Source organism: Paenibacillus sp. 2RAB27, assembly GCF_052115445.1.
Classification (GTDB): Bacteria; Bacillota; Bacilli; order Paenibacillales; family NBRC-103111; genus Paenibacillus_E.
In genome coordinates, this window is record NZ_JBFRGR010000014.1 from 110,446 (window position 1) to 133,247 (window position 22,802).

The window sequence follows — 22,802 nt, forward strand, 5'->3', positions numbered from 1 at the left end:
TTTATATATGAAACGGCAATCGCAGCGTGACACTTGCTTCTTCTTCATGCCAATCATCATTCTCAAGCAAGTTCTGTGAACCTTTCGATGAAAAACGTGCTAAAATCGATTGCTCAAGTTGTTCCCGATTATAGGGGCCTTGATATACAAAATCAAGCAGTAAGCCATCTTCTTGAACATCAAACTCCAAGCTGAGTGTGCCACTTTCCCCATCTTCGAATGCCGTATGTTCCTGGATGCAGGCCACCATTTGCCGAACCAATCGTTCAATCAGTCCGTGCTGAATCGGGAGTTGTCCAAGATTAATTTCTTGCTCAACTTCCACTTTCAGCTCTAGCGTCTTTGACTGCACACGGAATTGAAGCAAGTAAGCAATAAAAGAAGGGATTCCCAGCTTGGAGAGATTGCTTTCCTGCTGCATAGTCATTTTTATTTTTTCCATATATGGCCGTAAATTATCAAACTTCTTCATTTGAATGTAACCAAATAAAATCTGGGTATCATTCATCCAATCATGCCGCAAGCGATTTACAACGGCAATCAGCTTCAGATGGTCCTCTTGCTCCTGCTGCTTCAGCGTAGAAAGCCACTTTTCTTCCATTCTACTTACTTCTAATCTCCAAGCTGTATACCCACTTACGAGAATGATTAGTAGAAATGCCACTCGAATAATCCACGGTTCTGTAACCAACAAGCCAGTCAATCCTATGAGCACAAGTGCTAATATATAGACCTGTGCGCTGCCCAATTGCTTCATTATCCGCTCGCCCCGTTCTCTGCTTTGTAACCGTTCATCCAGTATATCATGCTGCCTGGAAAACTTCACCAAACAAACGAGAAAACCCCCGCCCCGGACCATCCGAAATGAGTGATCACGGTTAGAGGTTTTTCCTTGCATATTGAGAAAAAATCCCTGGATGAACTCTCGCTCACCAGGGATTCTAATTACGCTTCTAGAGCTGCAGCTACTGGAGCTACATCAACTGGGTATACGCTCACTTTTTTGCGATCGCGGCCCAAACGCTCGAATTTCACTACGCCTTGTACCAAAGCGAAAAGTGTATCATCCGAACCGATGCCTACGTTCGTTCCTGGGTGAATTTTCGTACCGCGTTGGCGGTAAAGAATGCTTCCAGCAGTAACAGTTTGACCGTCAGCACGTTTAGCGCCAAGGCGCTTAGAGTGTGAGTCACGACCGTTCTTTGTGGAACCTACCCCTTTTTTGGAAGCGAATAATTGGAGATCCAATTTCAAAAACATGGTGTTATCCTCCTTTGTGATAGATTGTTTCAATCGTTATATAGTCACCGTAAGTTTGTTCAATCGTTTGTAACATAACGACCATCGATTCTATAATTAACTGCACTTGACCCCAAGTTTCAGGCATGGTACGCGCACTATCTGGGATGGTTACATCCAGCAGTCCAGGCTCCATTTCGTGAATGGGAATCACACCGGTTAAGGATTCTATCGAGTTACATGTACCAACGGAAATCGCTGATACCGCGGCGCAGACCAAGTCTTTGCCAGGCACGTCATATTCAGCATGGCCTTCAACTACAAAAGAAAGAATTTGAGGTGAATCCGGTGCAAGACGTTCTATGGTCACGTAGATCATAGGCTTGTCTCTTACGCTTGGATTTTCTCAACTACTACTCTTGTGTACGGTTGACGATGACCTTGCTTTTTGTGATAGTTCTTTTTCGGTTTGTACTTATAAACGATGACTTTTGCGCCTTTGCCGTGTTTTTCCACTTTCGCGGAAACTGAAGCACCTGCAACCAATGGAGCACCTACTACTAGGCCATCTTCTTTGGAAACCAAGAACACACGATCAAAAGAAACAACCTCACCCTCAGCAGCGTTCAATTTTTCGATGTAAAGAACATCGCCCTCTTGAACTTTGTACTGTTTACCACCTGTTTCAATAATTGCGTACATTTTCATTACCTCCTCATGTCTCAGACTCGCCTTGTGCAGGTGACGGAACAGAACTACATCCATTCGCGTACTTCGACCTGTTTCGTGCGGTTACAGCATGCCTAAACAACACACTCCGAGTATTATATCACAGTTATATTTTCATATGCAAACCTTTTATTTGCGCTTCCGAGTCATTTCCAACAATCCTAACTTGGTCCAACCTACAATTGTCGTCTTAGAACGATCCTTGCGTACAGCTTCGGCCATATTCGCCATGACCTTCGCTCGATTGTCTTCTGCATGCATGTCAATAAAATCAACAATAATGATGCCTCTTAGATTTCGAAGCCGCAAGAGCCTAGGGATCTCGATAGCTGCTTCCCGATTAATATCTGTAACCGTTTGCTCCAAATCAATAGAACCCGTATATCGTCCCGTATTGACATCAATTACTGTCAGTGCCTCAGTTTGATCGATGATTAAATACCCGCCGCTAGGGAGCCAGATTTTGCGACGAAAGCTCTGGTTCAGCTCTTCCGTGACGCCGAAATGATCGAACATAGGTGTTCTACGGTCGTAGAAAGCGATGCGGCCACGCCAACCTGGCTGCTGCTTGCGTAATAAGGTTCTCATTTCTTCAAAAACCTTGTTATTGCTCATCCACACTTCTTGAACTTCATCCGATATCACATCTCGCGCTAGTTTGGGCAGTAAATCCAGGTCTTGATAAAGCTGTGCGGGAACATGCGTTTCTTCTCTCTTCGCTAGAATGGTACCCCACACATCGCGTAAATTTTGCAAATCGTCTCGAATAGCTTCTTCACTTTGACCGATTGCACCTGTTCGAATAATCACGCCTTCACCAGGCATAAGATTACCCTCTGCTAGCTGCTTTAGTCGCTGTCGCTCTGCTTCAAGATCAATTTTACGAGATATGGCAATATAATCCGCATCTGGCATATAAACAATCCAACGGCCCGGAATGGACACGTGCGTAGTCACTCTTGCCCCTTTGGTCCCCTGTGGATCCTTGCTCACTTGAACCATTAGCATTTGCCCAACTTCAGCAATATCCGTAATGGACGGCTTAATCTTAGGTTGCTTGTCCACATGAACGGGGAGGAGATCGTCTATATAAAGAAAGGCATTCTTCGCAAGTCCAATATCGACGAATGCCGCTTGCATGCCAGGAAGTACGTTAACGATGCGGCCCATGTAGATGCTGCCTGCCCGTTGAGATTCAAGCGGATACTGCGTATCATACTCCACAAGACGTCCATCCTCTAGCAATGCCGCTTGTGTAAGCTCTGGTGCGCAGTGAATTATCAGTTGCTTCATACATGTTCACCTCAACAGTTATTTTACATGAAAAGATCGGAAACTGCACTCCCCGGTTTTTTCCCATCTAAATAACCGCCGACGATTTGCTGTTCGGGCAGCACAGCTTGGATGCGCCCTGCTTCATTCACAACATAAATTAAGTGGTATCGTTCTCGCATAAAAAGCTTCAATGTCTCCGCCATCGTAAGCTGCTTCGTAATTACAATCGGCTGCGCTCGAGTACCTCGGCTCAGCAACTGCCCTACTCGCAACCCGCGCCCCATTAGGAAACGTAGAAAGTGATAGGGAATCTGCCGGTAGGCGTACCAATTGGATACAAGTAGAAACAGACCTATAACTAGAATATTGATTGGCAGTTGCCCATGTACGAGCTGAATAATTGCCATAACAATGATTGATAAGCTTATGATCATACTGATCCAAACCGAATAGACAATGGTGTTATGAAACGACATGATATAGCCTAACAAGCCTTGCATGATTTTCCCGCCATCGAGCGGCATCACTGGTATTAGATTGAATAATCCGATCATGAGATTCGCTTCAATGAAGTAGTCCCACCAGTTACCACTTCCAATATCCAGCGACTTCAAAATCAACGCCAGCAGTATCATCCATACGTGTTGAAGGGGTCCCGCTATAGCGACGATCAACTCCTCACGAGTAGACGTACTCCCTAGCTCATCAACAATTAAGACACCACCAAAGGGGAGTAGTTGCACTTCTTGGACCCTCCAACCGAACCCTTTCGCCGCGGTTAAATGCCCTAACTCATGGATAAGTACGATGCCGAATAAAGTGATTGCCTCTAGGAAATATCCCGTTATCGCACAGCCAATCATTATTAAGGTGAATAATGGATGAAATCGATATTTCGTCCCTGCCCATTTAATCAAAGGTGATCACATCCACCGGATTGATCGTCACGCCTTCTTTCATGACTGAGAAGTACAGATTCCCCTTTGTTGGATCTTTGGCTGAAGCTTTACCTATGGGCTCCCCTACCTTCATCCAATCGCCAACAGCTACAGTAACCTCACTTAGTCCACCATATAAAGATTCCAGTCCACCCGGATGCCGAATCATAATCGTCAATCCCGTATCCGTGGTTGTACCTGCAAAAATAACCTGCCCCGTATCCATCGCATACACCGGAGCGAACTCAGCCGTGTTCAATTTGACTCCCTTATGGATTGTCCCATCGTATCTGATCAACACGCTTCCTTTGGCTGGTGCGAACAACGTACGCTTCGAGGTACTCACAATCACAGCTTCATTGCCTGCGCGATTAAAGCTTGGAATAAACGAAGGAGCTCCTCCGAACTTATCAGCATACCAAGCGGACAAAGCTGTAAAGTCATAAGACTGCGTTAGTGCTGCCGTTATGTACAGCTTCCCTTGATTTGCCCATGGCTTGTCTATGTGAAACATACCGTAAACAGATGCAAATAGGGCACCACTGATGAGCAGCTTAAAGGCGATTCTCCGCGCAGATGGCGGGGTAAGAATTCCTCTTTCTGCATCATCATTCGCCGTATCCATCATGAGCTTCTGTCTCCAGGCAAATTCAGGGTCCTCCATTCGTCTTCTCCAGTCAGGATCAGCATATAACGGCATTTCCTCTTTTTGTCGTGTAGGCAATAGGAAATCAACCGACGGAGAGGATCTGTGTGAGCCTCCATTTGGTGCTTCTGACGATTCTCGCAAATGGCGAAGTCGCTCTAGTCGGCGTTGCTTTACTTTATCTTTTATAACCATAGAATCCCCTCCTCATAGACTTTCATTAGTACAGCCTATGTGCAGATGGACAAGATTATGTGAAAAGTCAGCCTTCGTACTGCTTGCAGCAATAGAAAAAGCCCGCGGCCTTGGTAAGGTCACGGACTTCACATAGATAAGCCATTAAAACAATTCAGGCGCGCGCTCCTGATGCAGCTTCACACTCATGACAAGGCCTAGTGAAAGCATATTGATTAGAAGCGAGGTCCCTCCATAACTGACGAAAGGAAGTGTAATACCGGTTAATGGCATAATGCCAATCATCATTCCAACGTTCTCAAAAATTTGGAATACGAACATAGATACAACACCAACAACGATATATGCGCCAGCAAGCTGAGAACTTTGAATAGAAATCAGAATCATACGATAAATAAGCAAGAAATAAATAAGCAAAAGTACGGCTGAACCACGGAATCCAAATTCTTCCCCTACAACAACGAAGATCGAATCCGAATAAGCGAAAGGAATGAAATTACTGTGAACAGAGGTCCCCTTCAAGAAACCCTCACCATCCAAACCACCAGAACCAATAGCCCTTATCGCGTTGCGTACCTGATAATTATCATCATCTGACACATCCTGCGGATAAAGGAACGTATCTATCCGATCCATCCAGTGACTGAAGCCGTATCCCTTAAGCATATCAAACAAAGGATCATGAAAATGTTTATATAGCGTAAGTGTCAGGAAACCTACTCCGGCCACGAGAAGGATACTTATCAAAACTTGTGTGTATTTGATATTCCCAATCCAAAGCATACCTATCAAAATAATAACAAAAATAATCGCATTCCCTAGATCCGGCTGTATGAGAACAAGCACGAATGGGAGAAACACAGCTACCCCTACAGGAATAATATCATTTTTCACCTGAAGCAAATCCCCGCCGCGTCTGGCAAGGAGGGCTGTAATGCAAATAATCAAGATTAATTTGACGAGCTCTGCTGGTTGGAATGTCAATCCTCCGGGAAGTTCAAACCAGCCGCGGGCACCGTGAATTTTTTTACCAAAAAAATAGACGGCAATCAACGAGACAATTCCAATCCCATACAAATACGGAGCAATTCGTATAAGTACACGATAATCGAATAAACTACAGGCTAGAAAAGCAACGAGTCCTACCCCATATAAAATCAGAATTTTCGAAATGCTGATGTTAATGGTCGGATGATCGACAGATGAGCTGTAGACCATCATTGTACTTATCACCATGAAGGCAAACAGAATGACAACAATTGGAATATCAATGTTTTTCAGTTTGGCAAACACAGAACAATCATCCTATTCCAATAAACTTTTTCATTCGTTTTACCCAGCCTGTTTTGTCCTCTAGCTGCATAAGAGGCACGGTATCGCCAACAATACGCCTAGCAATATTCCGATACGCAATGGCTGCGCGTGATGAGGGGTTCATCACCGTTGGTTCACCTAGATTAGCCGCCTTAATGACGTGCTCATCATCCGGTACAATGCCTAACAAATCTATTGCAAGTACAGAGCAAATTTCATCGATATCCAGCATTTCGCCTTTTTTCACCATTTGAGGGCGAATACGGTTAATAACAAGCTTCGGTGATGATATTTTCTCATTTTCCAAAAGGCCAATAATCCGATCCGCATCACGCACAGCGGCATTTTCCGGAGTCGTCACGACAATCGCTTTATCTGCGCCTGCAACCGCGTTCTTGAATCCCTGCTCAATCCCCGCCGGACAGTCGATAATGACATATTCGAAATCATTTTTGAGTTCCAAAATAATGGTACGCACCTGTTCCGGAGTTACGGCGTGTTTGTCCTTCGTTTGAGCAGCTGGTAATAAATACAGCTCATCAAATCGTTTATCCTTAATTAGCGCTTGCGGCAAACGACAACGACCTTCCGCAACATCCACAAGATCATAGATAATCCGATTTTCCAATCCCATCACGACATCCAGATTACGTAAACCAATATCCGTATCAACCATGCATACTTTCTTCCCCAGAAGTGCAAGTGCAGTCCCCAGATTAGCGGAAGTCGTCGTTTTACCAACGCCACCTTTACCTGAGGTGACAACGATAGCCTCTCCCATATTCCTCACCCCAGACACAGTTTATATGTTAAAAATAATTATTTAATTGGAGCATCCGGCCAAATCCGATGAAGCTGATGCAGCTTATCGATTTCCATTTTGCCTTCTTTGACATAAGCAAATTCCATGAAAGCCTCCTCGATCCCCCACTCATCTGGAGAACGACTGATGACCCCGGCAATTCGTAATTGTGTAGGCCGCATATGAGACGCAGCAATGATTGCTTTCTCGTCTCCGTCTAACCCTGCGTGAGCCATACCGCGAAGTGAACCCATTATATAAATGTTCCCTGTGGAGGTAATGATTCCGCCTGGGTTAACATCACCTAAATAAAGTAAATCACCTTCGTTATGAAGGGTTTGTCCTGAACGAATCATTCCTCTTAGCGTTGTTATGGATACCTTGGGCTCCGGCGGAGCCTCCACCTTAGGCGGTTCACTCTCGATGGATTGAATCAAGAGATTCCCCTTCTGCTTAATTACAGCGCGAATCTCTTCTTTCTGCTCATCGGTGGCCTCACGGTTGCCCAGTTTGACATTCACATGAATAATCGGACCCGTTAATATTTGTTGATGCGTTTTCTCAAGCTTATGTTGCAGCTCTTGCAACAGCTCTTGCCAATCGCATGCGTCATTTAGTAAAAAAACTAGGCCATCTTTGACCCCTTTAATCATAACATGGTGCTTCGCTACAGACATAATGGCATGACGACCTCCCAACCTATACATTTCGGCCCTTGTTCTAAATTCTCCTGCTTATCGCCTGGAAAATTAATCTTCCTTCGCTGAAGCTGCAAGTCGTTTGCCTTCAAGCAGTTTGCGGATGGGAACGTAGCAAATCAAGGCCACAAGTAAATTGAATAGAACACTAGGGAGCATGTAATGGGTGAGAGCAAAATTCAAATCAACGGCAATCAGTTTGAATAAGCGGTTGATCCCATAGTTGAGAAACTCAAATATTAATAATCCTAAGCTTGTAATAAGCAAATTGTAAAAAATAAGATTGGGCTGCCTGCGCTGCGCAAGGCCTGCCAAATAGCCTACGAGCCCCATGCTGAAAGAGTAAACACCCAACATTGCTCCATAGTAAGTAAAATCGTGTAATAATCCGAACAGAAGACCGTAAAGAAGAGCCGCATGACGATGATGAAAAAGTCCAATAAACATTATGAATACCAAAGGTAAATGAGGTGTTACATAGACGATCGATTGCCAAGAGGCTGGCAGCAACCATACGACTAAACTGCCTTGAAGGATAAACAGTCCGAGCAGGATGAGCCATAACACATGTCTATTCATTTGCCCACTCACCTCATTTCACTTCCGGAACTTCAACGACAAACACTTCACGGATTCGGTTGAAGGATGCTTTCGGCTTCACCATGACCTTATACGTAATGCCGAATTCCCCAGGTCCAATCGAAGAGATCGTCCCAACTTCTATTCCCTTTGGAAATACCTGCCCTAAGCCTGATGTAATAATCGTATCGCCGATTTTCATATCGTCAGCATGTTCAACCTTATTCATCACTAGTTCCCCAAGCTTGGGATCATAGGATTCAATCATTCCGAATGGCTGTGACTCACTCCCTTTGACTGTAACGGCAATTGCTTTGGAGTTGTTGTCGGTATCATTGGTCTCCGACAAAAGCTGCACATTGGAGTGAAACCCAAACACTTTACTCACTCTGCCCACTAAGCCATCGACAGTCATAACCGCCATATTCTCCTTAATCCCATCTTTGTCACCCAAATTAATCGTTACGGTGCTATTGTAGGGGTCTGGATCAATCGTGACGACCTCGGCGATTCTGTACGTATAATTGTTAGCTTGACGCTGACGTTCTGTGAAACCAAGCTCATCCAACAGACGCTTATTCTGTGATTCAAGCTCATTCAACCGTTGCGTATCTCGTGCGTATTGCGTGAGCGTCAGCTTCAGCGTCTTGTTTTCTTCATAAATGACACGCAGCTGTCTGATGTCTTCGAAGAAACCCGCTACCTGCGCAGCGGGCTTATACAAGAGTCCTTGCGTCCATGATATCGAGTCTTTGACGAATTTCTCAGGCCATGTCATCGGCCCTCGATTCCCAAGTGTTAGTCCCATTAAAATAAAGAAACAGACTAAACCGGACATAAGAAAAATAAGTCGTTTATTTCCCATGAATTTAAACAAATTAGCACCTTCTAACGAAAATTAACCCTTATACCTTGAACCAGATCCTGATTTGTTTTTGAATAAGTGAATATTCTCTAATGCACGTCCCGTTCCAATCGCAACGCAATCGAGCGGATTTTCGGCAACCATTACAGGCATACCCGTTTCTCTTGCCAGTAGTCGGTCCAAATTACGAAGCAATCCGCCTCCGCCAGTCAGCACAATACCGCGATCCATAATATCCGCCGATAGCTCTGGTGGACATTTCTCAAGCGTGACCTTTACGGCCTCCACAATGGCACTTACCGTGTCAGACAACGATTCCGTAATCTCAACGGACGTTACACTGATCGTTTTCGGTAACCCGCTTACAAGATCACGACCACGAATTTCCATCGAATCGGCCTTCTCTGTATTAAGCGCTGAGCCAATTTCAATCTTCAGTGTTTCCGCGGTACGTTCCCCAATCATGAGGTTGTAGGTACGTTTAATATATTGAATAATGGCCTCATCCATTTCATCACCAGCGATACGAATGGATCGACTGGTTACAATACCGCCAAGTGAGATAACAGCAACTTCTGTCGTACCTCCACCAATATCAACAACCATACTCCCTGTCGGCTCCCAAACTGGAAGATCCGCTCCAATCGCAGCAGCGAAAGGCTCCTCGATCGTGTAGGCTTCTCTTGCTCCCGCCTGCTTTGTAGCATCTTCAACAGCACGCTTTTCTACAGCGGTAATCCCAGATGGCACACACACCATGACATTCGGATGACGCGGAAATAACCAACGTTGCTTCTGGGCTTGTCGAATAAAGTATCGAATCATCGTTGCAGTCGTGTCGAAATCGGCAATAACACCATCCTTCATCGGACGTACGGCACGGATATTCCCTGGCGTACGACCAATCATCTTTTTGGCTGATTCACCAACTGCTTCTATTGTTTTTGTATCTGTACGAAGGGCGACCACCGAAGGCTCCCTAACGATAATTCCTCTGCCTTTCACATAAACCAATGTATTCGCGGTACCTAAGTCAATCCCCAGATCTTTCGTAAAACCACCAAACATACAAACGGCTCCTTTCCTGTAGCGTGTTCTATTATATTACATAAAGCCTTGTTCCTTCAAACTTATAAATCTCTGATCTCCAATGATAACATGATCCAACACTTCAATACCAATTATTGCTCCAGCTTCTACTAATCGACCTGTCAGACTAATATCTTCCGGACTTGGGGTAGGATCTCCACTCGGATGGTTATGTACACAAATGATCGAGGCACTGCTTCGTTTAATCGCTGCACGAAAAACTTCCCTAGGATGGACAATCGACGCGTTCAAGCTGCCCATAGATAAGGTCTCTTGTGCAATAACATGATTCTTAGTATTTAGGAACAAGCAAACAAAGTGCTCTTTCTGCAAATAGCGAAGATCCTCGCTCATTAAATTGGCGATATCTTTGGGCGAACGAATCGTTATCCGCTCCTCATATGAGCTTTTGGCTAGCCTGCGTCCTAGCTCAATACCCGCAAGAATTTGAAGAGCCTTGGCATCGCCAATCCCCTTGATCTGCGTTAATTGATCCTTGCTCATATCTACAAGACTGCGCAGCCCCCCGCTTTCACTTAAGATCCGGCTTGCCAAATGAATGGCAGATTCCGCTACCGTTCCTGTCCGTAATAAGATTGCAAGCAGTTCCGCATGACTGAGCGCCCCCKCCCCCAGTTGAAGCATTCGTTCCCGCGGTCTCTCTTCGATCGGAACTTCTCGCAGCATCAAGCTTGAACTTTCCATGTTTTCCCCTCTTCCGTAATGTAGGTTATGTTACTTATTGCTATCCCATGCATGCGGGTACAAGCCCTAAAAACAACATAAAACCCCCGGATTGTGAGATCCGAGGGCTTCTAGGATAAAGATTCAGTATTCGATTTCGGGCATTCAAATGCCCTTATTTGTTCTAGCATACTGCCAATTGTATGACCTTCAAAGTAATGTTCCATTTGCTTCTCAGCATCGTTGAAAACTTTACCCATCAATTTATCCATTTTGGATGATATCATACAAGGCTTGGACTCATCACCAGAGCACCAGCTCGGCTTCAAAGTACCTTGACATGTCAATCGGTAAATCTCCCCAAGTGTGACTTCCTCAGGCTTGCAACTCAGTATAAAACCGCCACCGATGCCTTCCTTCGTTGACACATACCCTGCTTTTCGAAGAAAGCCCATAACTTTACGAATACGGGCAGAATGCGTTGATACATTAGCAGCAATTTCTTCACTAGTTGCCATATGATCAGGTAAGTGAGCTAACAGAACAAGGCTGTGGACGGCAATTGTAAATTCGCTGTTCATGGCAGATACCTCCCAGAAGAATGCGAAGTCATGTCGCTTACTGTTATTGTAACCGTTACAGATTGCTCAGTCAATCTAATTACCCTATTTTGGACTAGAATGGATAGGCTTGGAAATGTCACTACAGAACTTGAATATCGAACGTCAGCAGCAAATCACTCAACAAGGAAAGTGGAAGTCCCACAACCGTGAAATAATCCCCCTCGATCCCGCTGATAATCGTTGCCCCTATGCCTTGAATGGCGTAAGACCCGGCTTTATCTTTGGGTTCCCCAGTAGCAATATAACGCAAAATTTGTTCATCTGTCATCGGCTTCATCCGTACGTGAGTCACGCTATGCGAGACTACTTGTTGACCCGTTGCTGCATCCACACAGGCAACACCACTGTAAACCTGGTGCACATTCCCTTGCAGACCTTTGAGCATGCGGAAAGCATCTTGCTCATCGGCTGGTTTGCCTAGAATTTCCTCGTTATACACAACAACTGTGTCAGATCCAATGATAATTCCATGCTGATCTTGAACTCCTAGCATCTCTCTGACTGCCCCCGCTTTGCGTAAAGAAAGCAGCTCAACGAGCTCCGCTGGCGTTATTTTTTGTTCGACGGTCTCATCCGCGTCACTCACACGAATAATATAGGGTAATCCGAAAGATTGGATAAGCTCCTGCCTCCGCGGCGACGATGAAGCAAGAATTAGTCTTTGATGTTCTTTGGTTTGCACGCTCAACAACTCCTATTAATAATAATCCCACTGCTTAAACGTTCAAAAACTCACTAAAGTTTCCGATATAGGAGATAAGCTCCTACTAATCCAATAATGCTGCATAGGTTTAGCTTCACCAAAAGGTGGAATTCATATTTCACAACTTGTAAATCTGCTTTAGGTTCCCAAGAAATTTGAACTGATTTGGTTAAAAATGCGAGAGCAGGAACGGACGCCAGCAGCTGGCCGATAATAATCCCAGTAATTAACCCGACGATTAAAAAAATGATCAGTGTAAATGTGCTTTTCTTCATTCCTGTCATCCTCTCCAAGTATGTACAAGCACTATTATACGGGCAATCCCCTCTTTTTTCCATGCAAAATAAGCGACCGGCAGTTGAATTAATCAATGGTGATTCTTACCTGCTTACAGCCTAGTCCAATCCTAGTATTATAGTTACCGGAGGTAATTTCAACTATGACTCTACTCAAAAGACTGATTCTGTTCACTTTACTGCTCACGATTGCATTCCCTTACCAAGCCTTCGCTTACAAGGTCGTACTTGATCCTGGGCATGGGGGAAGTGATCCTGGCGCAATCGGTGTTGGTGGACTCCGTGAAACAGATGTCAATCTGGACATCACATTAAAGGTGCGACAAGCCCTTCTTGAACGCGGTTACGAGGTCGTCATGACACGCGCCAACGACACCTTCTTATCACTCGCTCAAAGGGTTGCCTTTACGAATGAGCAGCAAGCTGACTTATTCGTATCCATTCATGCCAACGCACATGCGAACAGCAACGCTAACGGAACCATGGTGCTCTATTATGATAATGCGTACCCACAAGAAGATTACCCAGCAAGCAGTGCGATGACGCAATTAACGCCTTACAGTAAAGATTTAGCACAGCATGTGCAAGATGCCTTACTCGCGCAATCCGGTACCAAAGACTTAGGGCTGACTCCAAGCGCTGTCTACGTCGCCCGAATGGGAACGATTCCGAGTATTCTAGTAGAGACGGCTTTTCTCACGAATACTAGTGATGCAGCCCTACTTGCTAGCAGCTCTATGCGTTCTAAGATGGCACTCGGCATTGCCAAAGGGATTAGCAGCTATGAACCGCCTCTTTTTACCGACGTGCTTGTGCACTGGTCCAAAGCTGCTGTTCTTCGTATGAAGAATAAAGGCATTGTCGAAGGTGTCGGCAACAATTACGAACCAGACCGTGCGCTCACGCGAGCGGAGTTCCTCACACTGATGGATCGCGTATTTACGTTCAGCAAGCTGCCAGCTGTCTGCAGCACGAACGGAAGTGTAACTTCCAATGTTTATGGCTGCGGGTCTGACGGATCGAAAAGCTATTCGGATTTATCGACTTCTCATTGGGCAAGCGCCGTTTTTGCCAAAGCTGCCAAATTAAACTTACTACAAGGGTATGCCGATGGGACGATTCGACCTAATCAGGCGATTACACGCGGGGAAGTTGCTTATTTATTCAATCAGCTTCTACAAATGACATCACCAACTGCACAACCAACGTATACAGCCGCATTCGATGATGTACCGAAGTCCATGTGGAGCGCTTTAGCCATTCTAAATTTRAAGGATAAAGGCATCATTAATGGCATATCGGACACTTCCTTTAAGCCTGATCAAACGATGACAAGGGCTGAGATTGCCGCCCTGCTCGATCGTTACATCACGAAATAACAAGAAAGCCGTGTATCCCGGGCTCCGTAGAGTTCAGGGTACACGGCTTTCTCCTTATACTACACTAATCGTCTTAAGGAGATTTTTCTGAGCAATAATGTACTGCATCAAGGCTGACTGCGCTTGCCACATCAAGGCCTGAGATGGCGTTTTCTTGTATTCTTCCATCGATTGAACGGCACTATTAATCGCACTTGTCATCTTCGTCAGCAATGGCTTAACATCCTCACCCGCTCCGTTAGTCAGTCCTGTACCGAGCGTGATTAGCGCCTGATGTGAAGTACGAATCGACTGTAAGGAGACATCCGTAAGTGCTGTGGGCTTCGTCTCCACCAAATGGACAAGTGTGAGTCCACTCATTGCAGCGACAAGCTTGTCGCCCTCAGCAATATAATTGGGCAGGGACTCGGCTTTTGAGCCAGACCAACGAATACCCGTTACCGCTGGGAAATCCACATTTTTCATAAAAACCTCGATCGTTTTATCTGCAGCCTGCACGCCTTGTCTCAAGGCAATGGCGTCGTCCTTCGTCTTTGCAAAGCCTACAAACACAGTAAGTTTATCGGAATTATCCAATGCGGAAGCAAGACCCTTTTTATTGAGCGAATCCTGAACAGCCTGAGCGCCTTGAAGTGAACTGAACACCCCATTTTGCAAGAAGGTATACGATTTAGCAGGAATTTGCACAGCTGTGACAGCTGCTGTTGTTGCTGGGAGAGCTGCATCCCCTGTACCCGTTTGTGTTTTGGTCGTGGAGGCAGAAGATTGTGTATTAGGCGATGGCACTGTAATTTTAGTAGGATTCGATGTGGCTATACTCGTGCTCGTATCTCGATCCGAGGAGAACATGGAGAGCACGAAGAAACCGAATGCGATTCCCGTTACCACTGCACCCGCCACAGATGTTGCTATGCGAATCCACGGCGCTCCGGATGACTTCGCATAACGAGTTCCAGTCCCCGGATCCCGGTAAGGCTCCTTGGATGTCCAATTGGACCATTCCTCTCGATTGTCCGCAGGCGCAGGCGCAGACGCAGGATCAGGCTCCCTCTCCTGCCGAATGACCGTTGTTGGAATTGGCGCATTTAGCTGTTCTCGAGATATTTGGGTTTCCCGAATGATGCGTTCTACACGCTCTCCTTCGGATTCAATCTGGCTATGCCAGCTCCCAAAATCAGTGGTGAACGTATTCAGTGCATGCGGTTCAAATAATGATTCTACTTGCTCTCTTTCTGCTTGGTCATATGGCGTTACTTCCTTCGGGCTGCGATCTATCTTCGGTTCTATCACTTTATACTCTTCTTGATAGAGCGGTATGACGTTCTCTTCTTGTTCATGCACCCTGGCTGCTCTGCGTGTGGATTCTGCTCCTTCTTTGGGGTCGAAGCGATATGTAATTCTACCTTTGTTCATTCTCATCCCTCACTCCTCATCATATATATGGCCCGAAACGGGTACAATGCCGTATCATCTTGTCCCAATCTTCTGTTACTAGAGTATGAGAGAGAGAACCATATTATGATTTATTCAAGAAAAAAAGACCGCCTCCAGCCTATTGGCTCAAGCGATCTTCTCTCTAGGTATGTGATTCGTATTTCTTGCGCAGTGATTTAGCTAACCCATCCGCAGCCTTCCAGATGTCTCCTGCACCCATGGTGAGAACGAGGTCACCAGGTTGAACATGGTCTATCAAATACGTCAGTACTTCTTCACGTGTGGCAATGTGCTGCACATTCGGATTGCTGTTGCTGCGTATCAACTCAACTAGTTTAACAGAGTCTACACCTTCAATCCGTTGTTCGCCTGCCGGTGAATAAATATCCGTAATGATTACTTCATCCGCTTCTAGGAAGGAGCGGCTAAACTGCTCGAACAAATAGTAAGTTCGCGTATAGCGTTGCGGTTGGAACACGGCGACAATACGCTTTTTCGTTGCTTTCGCAGCAGAAATCGTTGCTTGAATTTCCGTAGGATGATGCGCGTAATCATCAATGACCAAGATATTTTCAACTTCTCCGAGTACTTGGAATCTACGCTTAGCTCCACGAAACTCTTGAATTGCTTCCGCAATACTCTCGAAAGATAGTCCTGCTTCCAAGCAAGTAATCACTGTCGCAAGTGCATTGTATACATTATGTTTACCAGGCACGGACAGGCTGACTTGGCCAAGTGATGAACCGTTACATTCTACCGAAAAGGTTACCTTGCGATCACCTAGTAAGATGTCACGTGCGATATAATCCGCTTTCGTCTCAATCCCGTACGTAATCACTTGACTTTGAATTTCCGGTATCATTTCGCGCAGGAACTCATCATCCTGACATACAATCGCTTTTCCGCCAGGTCTTACTTGGCTCAAGAATTGTTTGTATGCCTTCTTCAAGTTCTCGAAATCACCATTGTAATTCTCCAAATGGTCGGCTTCGATATTGTTCACTAACGCAAGGGTTGGGTGATATTGCAGGAAGGTGCCATCGCTCTCATCGGCCTCCGCAACCACATACTCTCCTTTCCCTGCTTTGGCATTGCTGCCAACGTTCATAATTTCTCCACCGATAATATACGTTGGATCCGTGCCGCAAATCTCCATTACCAAAGCAATCATGGAGGACGTTGTTGTTTTCCCGTGGGCGCCTGCAACAGCAATCCCTTTACGCTCATTCATCAGTCTGCCCAGCATTTGTGAACGATGAATAATGGGAATGTTTAGTTGCTCTGCTGCTTTCAATTCTACATCGTCTTTGGCTATTGCGGTTGAATATACAACAAGATCAGCACCTGATACATTCGCCGCCTGATGACCGATAAAGACTTGAGCGCCTTTGGCTTTCAATTTCTCAGTTAATTCTTGTTGAGCAATATCTGACCCTGAGACACGGTATCCCATCTCGAGCATGACTTTGGCAATGGCACTCATGCCGTATCCGCCGATTCCTATAAAATGTACGTGTTCTGCTTGACTCACGCCGTTCTCACCATCCTTTTTCAGAATCGGTTTGATAGGTTATCCAAGAACGAACATCAGAGATTAAATACAGCGTGCCGGATACGACCGCCAGATCATCCTGCTCAGTTCTATTTGTTAATAAGGTTAGAGCCTGCTTCCAATCACGTTCAACAACAATGTCAACCTCTAGATTCATCTCTCGAAGAAGACCACTTGCGATGTCGGCGAGCAGGGAAGCATCCCCTTTTTTATGAAAATTTGCTTCTGTAATAATGAGCGTATCCACCAATGGTAGTATATGCCTTAAGTAGCCTGTATGATTCTTCGTAGCTAGCATTCCAATCATCATATGAAGCTTCTTGTAGCTATACACATTCTGAAGTGCTGCAGCTAGCGTCGCAGCCCCCTCAGGGTTATGAGCCCCATCAATAAGGATGCGCGGCTCCTGTGAAACCATTTCCAATCTACCCGGCCATTTGGTTCCTACAAGCCCTTTCTGCAAATCTACGTCCTCCACGATAGTGGCGTAATATTGACGAAGAACCTCCAGTGTCATAACCGCTACGGCAGCATTCTTCAATTGGTGTTCACCATTCAATGTAATCGACAGATTCCGAATAGGTCGAAATGGTCCGTTAAACTGAAAGCTTTGATGGTCTAGCTCACTGTTCACTTCGGTCAAGTTAAATTGATCGCCTAGCGAATACAGTGTCGCTTTCTTCGCCTTCGCCGTTTGATCGATAACGCTCCAAATCGTCGCAGGCTCCACCGCTGTAATAACGGGAACTCCTGCTTTAATGATGCCCGCTTTTTCAGCAGCTACGAGTTCTAGGGTATCCCCCAGGATATCCATGTGATCATGACCGACATTCGTAATCACGGTAACAATTGGATTCACGATATTCGTGCTATCCAGCCTTCCCCCGAGTCCGGTTTCCCATACTACATAATCGGGATACGCCACTTTCCCAAAGTATAGAATCGCCAGTGCCGTTGAAATCTCAAACATGGTTGGCGGACCTACCTCTGTGGCTGCAATCTCATCCACAATTGGCTTCATCTCATTTACTAAGCGAAGCAGTACATCATCCTCAATATCGGCGCCATTGACTTGTATACGGTTCGTATACCTCACCAAGTAAGGCGACGTAAACGAGCCCACATCATAGCCGCACGCTTGAAGCACGGAAGCAAGGTAAGCGCATGTTGAGCCCTTGCCATTCGTTCCGGCCACATGAATGAACTTCAGCCTGCGTTCGGGGTTGCCCAACTTCTCCATGAGTAGATGCATACGTTGGAGGCCCGGCTTCATGCCGAGCTTCTCCATCCGTCCAACGATCCAATCAATGGCTTCCTGTGCGGATTGGAATTCACCCGCAGTGTTCTTGATTTCATCCATTGTTCTCATCCTCTTTTACTATATGATTCACCATGTAGACGAACCTAGGCAATCGTATAATTTACGTTCCTTAAGCCTTTAACTCCGCTAATCGAGCGATTACTTTGTCCCGTTTGTCTGCATAATCAGCAAGCTTGGCTTTCTCTTCTTCGATGACTTTCGCTGGCGCCTTGGCTACAAAACCTTCATTACCCAGCTTCTTCTCAATGCGCTCAACTTCACCATGCAAGGATTGAAGTTCTTTGTCCAAGCGCGCAAGCTCTTGTGTGATATCGATCAAGCCCGCTAATGGCAAGTAAAGCTCAGCCCCAGTAATAATCGACGTCATTGCTTTGTCAGGCGCTGTCATTGTAAGGTCAATTTCAAGCAGGGACGTGTTACAGAAGCGTTTCAGGTATTCTTCATTTTTGCTGAGAATGTCCTGTGTCTCCGCACTAGCTGGTTTGATCAAGAGCTCGACTTTCTTACTCATCGGCACATTCACTTCCGCACGGATATTACGAACGGAACGAATCGCTTCCATCAAAAGCTCCATCTCCCGAATCGCATCCGGCGCTTCGAAAGCGGCATTCTCAGTCGGCCAAGCCGCGAGTGTAATCGTGTCCCCAACATGCGGCAAGTGCTGCCAAATTTCCTCAGAAATAAATGGCATGAACGGGTGAATCAAACGTTGCGTTTGATCTAATACATAAGCTAGAACCGATTGAGTCTGCTTTTTCGCCGCCGCATCCGTCCCATATAAGCTCAGTTTACTGAACTCAATGTACCAGTCACAGAGATCATCCCAGATGAAGTTATAGAGTAGACGGCCGGTTTCGCCGAACTCATAGCTATCAATTAGACGAGTCACATCACGAACGGTCTCATTCAAACGATGCAAAATCCAACGATCTGCTGTCCCTAATGGGCCTGTCAAATCAATATCTGCTGCGTTTACGCCTTCCAAATTCATCAAAGCAAAACGGGATGCGTTCCAAATCTTATTGGCAAAATTACGAGCTTGCTCAACCCGCTCCCAACGGAAGCGCAAATCTTGACCCGGCGTGCTGCTCGTAGAAATCATATAGCGCATGGCATCTGCGCCGTATTTCTCGATTACTTCCAACGGATCAACGCCGTTTCCGAGTGATTTGGACATTTTACGTCCTTCGGAATCACGAACAAGGCCATGCATAAGCACATCTTTAAATGGAATTTGATCCGTAAATTCGAGTCCTTGGAAAATCATCCGCGCGACCCAGAAGTAAATGATATCGTAACCAGTAACTAGGACACTCGTCGGATAGAAACGCTTCATATCCTCGGAATCATTCGGCCACCCTAAAGTGGAGAAAGGCCATAGCGCCGAGCTGAACCATGTATCCAGTACATCGTTATCTTGGTTAAGATTCGTACTTTGACAATGGGAGCAAGCAGTAGCATCCTCACGAGCTACCGTGATTTGACCGCAATCCGCACAGTGCCAAGCAGGAATCCGGTGACCCCACCAAAGTTGACGGGAAATACACCAGTCACGCACATTTTCAATCCAGTTCAAATACGTTTTCTCGAAACGATCGGGTACAAAATTAACACCCTTGCCTGATTTTTGCGCTTCAATCGCTTGATCCGCGAGCGGCTGCATTTTCACGAACCATTGGGTAGACAAGTAAGGCTCAATTACGGCACCACTGCGCTCACTATGTCCAACTTGATGAACGTGCTCTTCAATTTTGATCAGAACACCTTGCTCTTTCAAATCAGCTATGATTTGCTTACGGCACTCAAAACGGTCTTGCCCCTGGTATGGGCCGGCATTCGCGTTCATCGTTCCCGTTTCGTCCATAACCAAAATTTGCGGCAAATTGTGACGCTTTCCTACTTCGAAATCGTTCGGATCATGCGCAGGCGTAATTTTCACCGCGCCGCTTCCGAATTCTTTTTCAACATAATCGTCTGCAATAATCGGAATTTCACGGTTTACAATCGGCAGCAGCAAAGACTTCCCAATGAGGTGCTTATAGCGCTCATCCTTCGGATGAACAGCAACCGCTGTGTCTCCCAGCATCGTCTCAGGACGCGTTGTTGCAACAACGATCGAACCTGATCCGTCTGTTGTTTCATATTTCAAATGGTACAGGGCACCTTGTACTTCTTTGTATTCCACTTCAATATCCGAAAGCGCTGTGCGTGCCGCTGGATCCCAGTTAATAATATAGTTGCCGCGATAAATGAGACCTTTTTCAAACAAGCTTACGAAAACTTCACGAACTGCTTGCGAAAGTCCTTCATCCAAAGTGAAGCGTTCACGTGAATAATCGAGAGAGAAGCCCATTTTGGCCCATTGCTCACGAATCGTATCCGCGTATAATTCTTTCCACTCCCAGACTTTCTCCAAGAATTTCTCCCGCCCAAGATCATAACGTGTTTGTCCTTGTTCGCGAAGCTTCTGCTCTACACGCGTTTGTGTTGCAATACCAGCATGGTCAGAACCAGGCAGCCACAATGTGTCAAAGCCCTGCATCCGCTTCGTACGAATAAGAATATCTTGCAGTGTGAAATCAAGTGCATGCCCGATGTGCAGCATACCCGTTACATTCGGAGGCGGTATCACAATCGTGTAGGTTTCCGCATCTGGACGGTTGCCTGCTTTGAAGAATTCATTTTTAATCCAGTAGTCGTACCATTTACGCTCCGCTTCTTTCGGGTCGTACGTGGTAGGCATTTCCGTTTGTAATTTCGTTTCGGTCATAAAAGTACCTCCATATCTGGCTAGTTGTTATAAACACAAAAAAACCTTTCGCCCCAAAAAGGACGAAAGGTATAGCTTCCGTGGTACCACCTTCATTTCATGCGACTTGCCCCAATAGCAAATAACATGACACTTAAACAGATAACGGCTGCGACCGGAAAATGCTAATGCAGGCGAGAAATGAAACTCGGCGATTGCACTCACATTTACTGCTCCAGGGCGACTTCGATCGGATGTTTCCTGAGGAACCTCTCAGCGCTGCAGTTCCACTCTCTGAAGGGCGTTCCGACTACTACTCCCTATCTTTGCAATTCCATATGTTGGTTTGAAAATGAGTTACACTATATGATATCGAATTATCGACACATAGTCAATAATTTCGACGCCTATTATAAGGATTATTTTCTAGTATTGGGCGGAAAGTTGGAATTTATACTAGGATAAACATAAAGAGCCCCCAGCCGCTATCAGCAGCCAGAAGCTCTTGCCTATGTAACATTATTTATTTGGGTAAATAAATAACTTGCCCCACAACAATATCCTGATCACCTAGACGATTCATCAATTGAAGCTCACGCGTGGTCAGTTGATAGCGCTTCGCGATGGATTCTAAGGTGTCGTCCTTCTGAACGATACATAGTTTGAGCTTCCTGAACTCTTGTGACTCCGATCTGCTCTGAAGGAATAATCGCCGCCACTCTACCGCATCTATCCGCGATTCCGCCTCAAGAGCCGCTTGCGCCTCAGCTTCCGCAAGCCGCTTGTCGGAAAGATACGTGCCTGCCTTAGATAATAGCGATTTGATGCCATATGGGTTAACCTCCACGGCGTCAGTTGCCTTCTTGCCAAAGGCAACTTTCAGTTCCTTTTTTTCCTCTGTAACGACGGTACTATCCGCATGCGGGGTCACTTTCAGCTCGATTTGTTCAAATTCCACACCAATCGTGTCGTCCCCCGAAAAGGATTCCGGCTGAGCCGCAACGACAGTTGGTTCTGGTGCAGCTGCTATCAACGTTGGGGTTGGCGTAGGTATAGGTGTAGGAAGAACAGGTTCTGGTGGTGGTTCAATAACTTGTTGAACTTCTGGAACTGGTTGAACCTGTGGTTCTTGAACATACGGTGCTGGTGTAGGTACAGGTTCTGATACGTAAGGCATGACGGGCTCAGAGCGTGGGTACTCAATTTGATGGACAAACGTAACCTCTTCTTCCTCTCGCCAGCTTTCTTGCGGCACAGATACCATTTCTACACCTTGCAAAGATAGTACACCAGTTACATTAAGACTTCGTGCCGATAAAAGGTCGATATCAAAATTCTCGATCTCCACCTGAATATCTTCTACACGATGAATACGATTCAAGGGCAGCGTAATTTCGACAGGAATCAAATGCTCAAGTGTGCGAGGACTGCCGCCCTCTTCACTGAAGTAGTTGCCTGTAAGTAGTAGATTCCCCTTTAAGATCGCTTGATCATCCAGCGTTATTACTTGAATATGCGGAAGCAATTCTACCTCATTCAATTCTTGTATAGCCGCCAAATTCTCCTGCAAATGCACACGTTCATAAATATCAAAGCGTAACCMTGGTTGTTGTTCAGACACCGAATGAATCCTCCCTTCCGTTAATTCGAAACATAAAGCGGCTCCGAATTGTTGGGTGATATACTTGATTG

Annotated in this window: 23 protein-coding genes and 1 other annotated feature; of the genes, 1 reads left to right on the forward strand and 22 read right to left on the reverse strand. The window is 45.7% G+C overall.

Features of this window, described 5'->3' with window-relative positions:
* Position 1 precedes the first annotated feature (1 nt).
* From AB4114_RS19590 to AB4114_RS19670, 17 genes are all read right to left on the reverse strand, one after another.
* Positions 2 to 757 carry a Spo0B domain-containing protein gene (locus AB4114_RS19590; RefSeq protein WP_441989982.1) on the reverse strand — a complete coding sequence of 252 codons (756 nt, stop codon included), beginning with the start codon at positions 755 to 757 and terminating at the stop codon, positions 2 to 4.
* A 188-nt stretch (positions 758 to 945) separates the two neighbouring features.
* The gene (rpmA, locus tag AB4114_RS19595) at positions 946 to 1,260 is read right to left on the reverse strand and encodes a 50S ribosomal protein L27 (RefSeq protein WP_036742986.1); all 315 of its coding nucleotides are present in this window, start codon (positions 1,258 to 1,260) and stop codon (positions 946 to 948) included.
* Between the two features lie 4 nt (positions 1,261 to 1,264).
* Positions 1,265 to 1,618 (reverse strand): ribosomal-processing cysteine protease Prp, encoded by a 354-nt coding sequence (locus tag AB4114_RS19600; RefSeq protein WP_441989983.1) that lies wholly within the window; start codon positions 1,616 to 1,618, stop codon positions 1,265 to 1,267.
* Between the two features lie 11 nt (positions 1,619 to 1,629).
* Positions 1,630 to 1,941, reverse strand: coding sequence for a 50S ribosomal protein L21 (gene rplU / locus AB4114_RS19605; protein ID WP_028555793.1), 312 nt, complete (start codon positions 1,939 to 1,941; stop codon positions 1,630 to 1,632).
* A gap of 156 nt (positions 1,942 to 2,097) precedes the next feature.
* Entirely contained in the window at positions 2,098 to 3,261 is a 1,164-nt protein-coding gene (locus AB4114_RS19610) for an Rne/Rng family ribonuclease (protein WP_441989984.1), read from the reverse strand.
* Positions 3,262 to 3,284: 23 nt separating this feature from the next.
* Positions 3,285 to 4,160 (reverse strand): M50 family metallopeptidase, encoded by an 876-nt coding sequence (locus AB4114_RS19615; protein WP_441989985.1) that lies wholly within the window; start codon positions 4,158 to 4,160, stop codon positions 3,285 to 3,287.
* Positions 4,153 to 5,022 carry a peptidoglycan DD-metalloendopeptidase family protein gene (locus AB4114_RS19620; protein ID WP_441989986.1) on the reverse strand — a complete coding sequence of 290 codons (870 nt, stop codon included), beginning with the start codon at positions 5,020 to 5,022 and terminating at the stop codon, positions 4,153 to 4,155. Before AB4114_RS19620 ends, AB4114_RS19615 begins: the two co-directional genes overlap by 8 nt.
* A 144-nt stretch (positions 5,023 to 5,166) precedes the next feature.
* Positions 5,167 to 6,315 (reverse strand): FtsW/RodA/SpoVE family cell cycle protein, encoded by a 1,149-nt coding sequence (locus AB4114_RS19625; RefSeq protein ID WP_441989987.1) that lies wholly within the window; start codon positions 6,313 to 6,315, stop codon positions 5,167 to 5,169.
* 7 nt (positions 6,316 to 6,322) lie between these two features.
* A complete protein-coding gene (gene minD / locus AB4114_RS19630) occupies positions 6,323 to 7,117 on the reverse strand; it encodes a septum site-determining protein MinD (RefSeq protein WP_056610363.1) in 795 nt (264 codons plus the stop codon).
* Between the two features lie 38 nt (positions 7,118 to 7,155).
* Positions 7,156 to 7,815 carry a septum site-determining protein MinC gene (gene minC / locus AB4114_RS19635; RefSeq protein ID WP_441989988.1) on the reverse strand — a complete coding sequence of 220 codons (660 nt, stop codon included), beginning with the start codon at positions 7,813 to 7,815 and terminating at the stop codon, positions 7,156 to 7,158.
* 72 nt (positions 7,816 to 7,887) lie between these two features.
* Positions 7,888 to 8,415, reverse strand: coding sequence for a rod shape-determining protein MreD (gene mreD, locus AB4114_RS19640; RefSeq protein ID WP_441989989.1), 528 nt, complete (start codon positions 8,413 to 8,415; stop codon positions 7,888 to 7,890).
* A 13-nt stretch (positions 8,416 to 8,428) separates the two neighbouring features.
* Positions 8,429 to 9,292: a rod shape-determining protein MreC gene (gene mreC / locus AB4114_RS19645; RefSeq protein ID WP_441989990.1), complete on the reverse strand. Its 864-nt coding sequence runs from the start codon at positions 9,290 to 9,292 to the stop codon at positions 8,429 to 8,431.
* A 21-nt stretch (positions 9,293 to 9,313) separates the two neighbouring features.
* Positions 9,314 to 10,348 carry a rod shape-determining protein gene (locus AB4114_RS19650; protein WP_171630389.1) on the reverse strand — a complete coding sequence of 345 codons (1,035 nt, stop codon included), beginning with the start codon at positions 10,346 to 10,348 and terminating at the stop codon, positions 9,314 to 9,316.
* 36 nt (positions 10,349 to 10,384) lie between these two features.
* Entirely contained in the window at positions 10,385 to 11,074 is a 690-nt protein-coding gene (gene radC / locus AB4114_RS19655) for a RadC family protein (RefSeq protein WP_441989991.1), read from the reverse strand.
* A gap of 110 nt (positions 11,075 to 11,184) precedes the next feature.
* On the reverse strand, positions 11,185 to 11,634 hold the full coding sequence (locus AB4114_RS19660) for an RrF2 family transcriptional regulator (RefSeq protein WP_171630391.1): 450 nt from the start codon (positions 11,632 to 11,634) through the stop codon (positions 11,185 to 11,187).
* Positions 11,635 to 11,755: 121 nt separating this feature from the next.
* Positions 11,756 to 12,358 carry a Maf family protein gene (locus AB4114_RS19665; protein WP_441989992.1) on the reverse strand — a complete coding sequence of 201 codons (603 nt, stop codon included), beginning with the start codon at positions 12,356 to 12,358 and terminating at the stop codon, positions 11,756 to 11,758.
* A 53-nt stretch (positions 12,359 to 12,411) separates the two neighbouring features.
* Entirely contained in the window at positions 12,412 to 12,654 is a 243-nt protein-coding gene (locus AB4114_RS19670; RefSeq protein ID WP_441989993.1) for a DUF4321 domain-containing protein, read from the reverse strand.
* A 164-nt stretch (positions 12,655 to 12,818) separates the two neighbouring features.
* On the opposite strand from AB4114_RS19670, the gene AB4114_RS19675 reads away from it, so the two are divergent.
* Positions 12,819 to 14,054 carry an N-acetylmuramoyl-L-alanine amidase gene (locus tag AB4114_RS19675; RefSeq protein ID WP_441989994.1) on the forward strand — a complete coding sequence of 412 codons (1,236 nt, stop codon included), beginning with the start codon at positions 12,819 to 12,821 and terminating at the stop codon, positions 14,052 to 14,054.
* 54 nt (positions 14,055 to 14,108) lie between these two features.
* Here AB4114_RS19675 and AB4114_RS19680 read toward each other — a convergent pair whose 3' ends face one another.
* From AB4114_RS19680 to AB4114_RS19700, 5 genes are all read right to left on the reverse strand, one after another.
* Positions 14,109 to 15,467 carry a hypothetical protein gene (locus AB4114_RS19680; protein WP_441989995.1) on the reverse strand — a complete coding sequence of 453 codons (1,359 nt, stop codon included), beginning with the start codon at positions 15,465 to 15,467 and terminating at the stop codon, positions 14,109 to 14,111.
* Positions 15,468 to 15,630: 163 nt separating this feature from the next.
* Positions 15,631 to 17,019 carry a UDP-N-acetylmuramate--L-alanine ligase gene (gene murC, locus AB4114_RS19685; protein WP_441989996.1) on the reverse strand — a complete coding sequence of 463 codons (1,389 nt, stop codon included), beginning with the start codon at positions 17,017 to 17,019 and terminating at the stop codon, positions 15,631 to 15,633.
* 7 nt (positions 17,020 to 17,026) lie between these two features.
* Entirely contained in the window at positions 17,027 to 18,400 is a 1,374-nt protein-coding gene (locus AB4114_RS19690; RefSeq protein WP_441989997.1) for a bifunctional folylpolyglutamate synthase/dihydrofolate synthase, read from the reverse strand.
* Between the two features lie 70 nt (positions 18,401 to 18,470).
* The gene (locus AB4114_RS19695; protein WP_441989998.1) at positions 18,471 to 21,131 is read right to left on the reverse strand and encodes a valine--tRNA ligase; all 2,661 of its coding nucleotides are present in this window, start codon (positions 21,129 to 21,131) and stop codon (positions 18,471 to 18,473) included.
* 55 nt (positions 21,132 to 21,186) lie between these two features.
* Positions 21,187 to 21,446: a binding site (T-box leader), on the reverse strand.
* 187 nt (positions 21,447 to 21,633) lie between these two features.
* Positions 21,634 to 22,731 carry a LysM peptidoglycan-binding domain-containing protein gene (locus tag AB4114_RS19700; protein WP_441989999.1) on the reverse strand — a complete coding sequence of 366 codons (1,098 nt, stop codon included), beginning with the start codon at positions 22,729 to 22,731 and terminating at the stop codon, positions 21,634 to 21,636.
* Positions 22,732 to 22,802 lie beyond the last annotated feature (71 nt).

Coding starts and splice junctions, on each gene's coding strand:
- minD (WP_056610363.1), bottom strand. CDS start 7,117: ATGGGAGAGGCTATCGTTGTCACCTCAGGTAAAGGTGGCGTTGGTAAA.
- AB4114_RS19660 (WP_171630391.1), bottom strand. CDS start 11,634: ATGAACAGCGAATTTACAATTGCCGTCCACAGCCTTGTTCTGTTAGCT.
- AB4114_RS19680 (WP_441989995.1), bottom strand. CDS start 15,467: ATGAACAAAGGTAGAATTACATATCGCTTCGACCCCAAAGAAGGAGCA.
- mreD (WP_441989989.1), bottom strand. CDS start 8,415: ATGAATAGACATGTGTTATGGCTCATCCTGCTCGGACTGTTTATCCTT.
- AB4114_RS19670 (WP_441989993.1), bottom strand. CDS start 12,654: ATGAAGAAAAGCACATTTACACTGATCATTTTTTTAATCGTCGGGTTA.
- AB4114_RS19610 (WP_441989984.1), bottom strand. CDS start 3,261: ATGAAGCAACTGATAATTCACTGCGCACCAGAGCTTACACAAGCGGCA.
- AB4114_RS19690 (WP_441989997.1), bottom strand. CDS start 18,400: ATGGATGAAATCAAGAACACTGCGGGTGAATTCCAATCCGCACAGGAA.
- minC (WP_441989988.1), bottom strand. CDS start 7,815: ATGTCTGTAGCGAAGCACCATGTTATGATTAAAGGGGTCAAAGATGGC.
- rplU (WP_028555793.1), bottom strand. CDS start 1,941: ATGTACGCAATTATTGAAACAGGTGGTAAACAGTACAAAGTTCAAGAG.
- AB4114_RS19600 (WP_441989983.1), bottom strand. CDS start 1,618: ATGATCTACGTGACCATAGAACGTCTTGCACCGGATTCACCTCAAATT.
- AB4114_RS19695 (WP_441989998.1), bottom strand. CDS start 21,131: ATGACCGAAACGAAATTACAAACGGAAATGCCTACCACGTACGACCCG.
- AB4114_RS19620 (WP_441989986.1), bottom strand. CDS start 5,022: ATGGTTATAAAAGATAAAGTAAAGCAACGCCGACTAGAGCGACTTCGC.
- AB4114_RS19590 (WP_441989982.1), bottom strand. CDS start 757: ATGAAGCAATTGGGCAGCGCACAGGTCTATATATTAGCACTTGTGCTC.
- AB4114_RS19650 (WP_171630389.1), bottom strand. CDS start 10,348: ATGTTTGGTGGTTTTACGAAAGATCTGGGGATTGACTTAGGTACCGCG.
- rpmA (WP_036742986.1), bottom strand. CDS start 1,260: ATGTTTTTGAAATTGGATCTCCAATTATTCGCTTCCAAAAAAGGGGTA.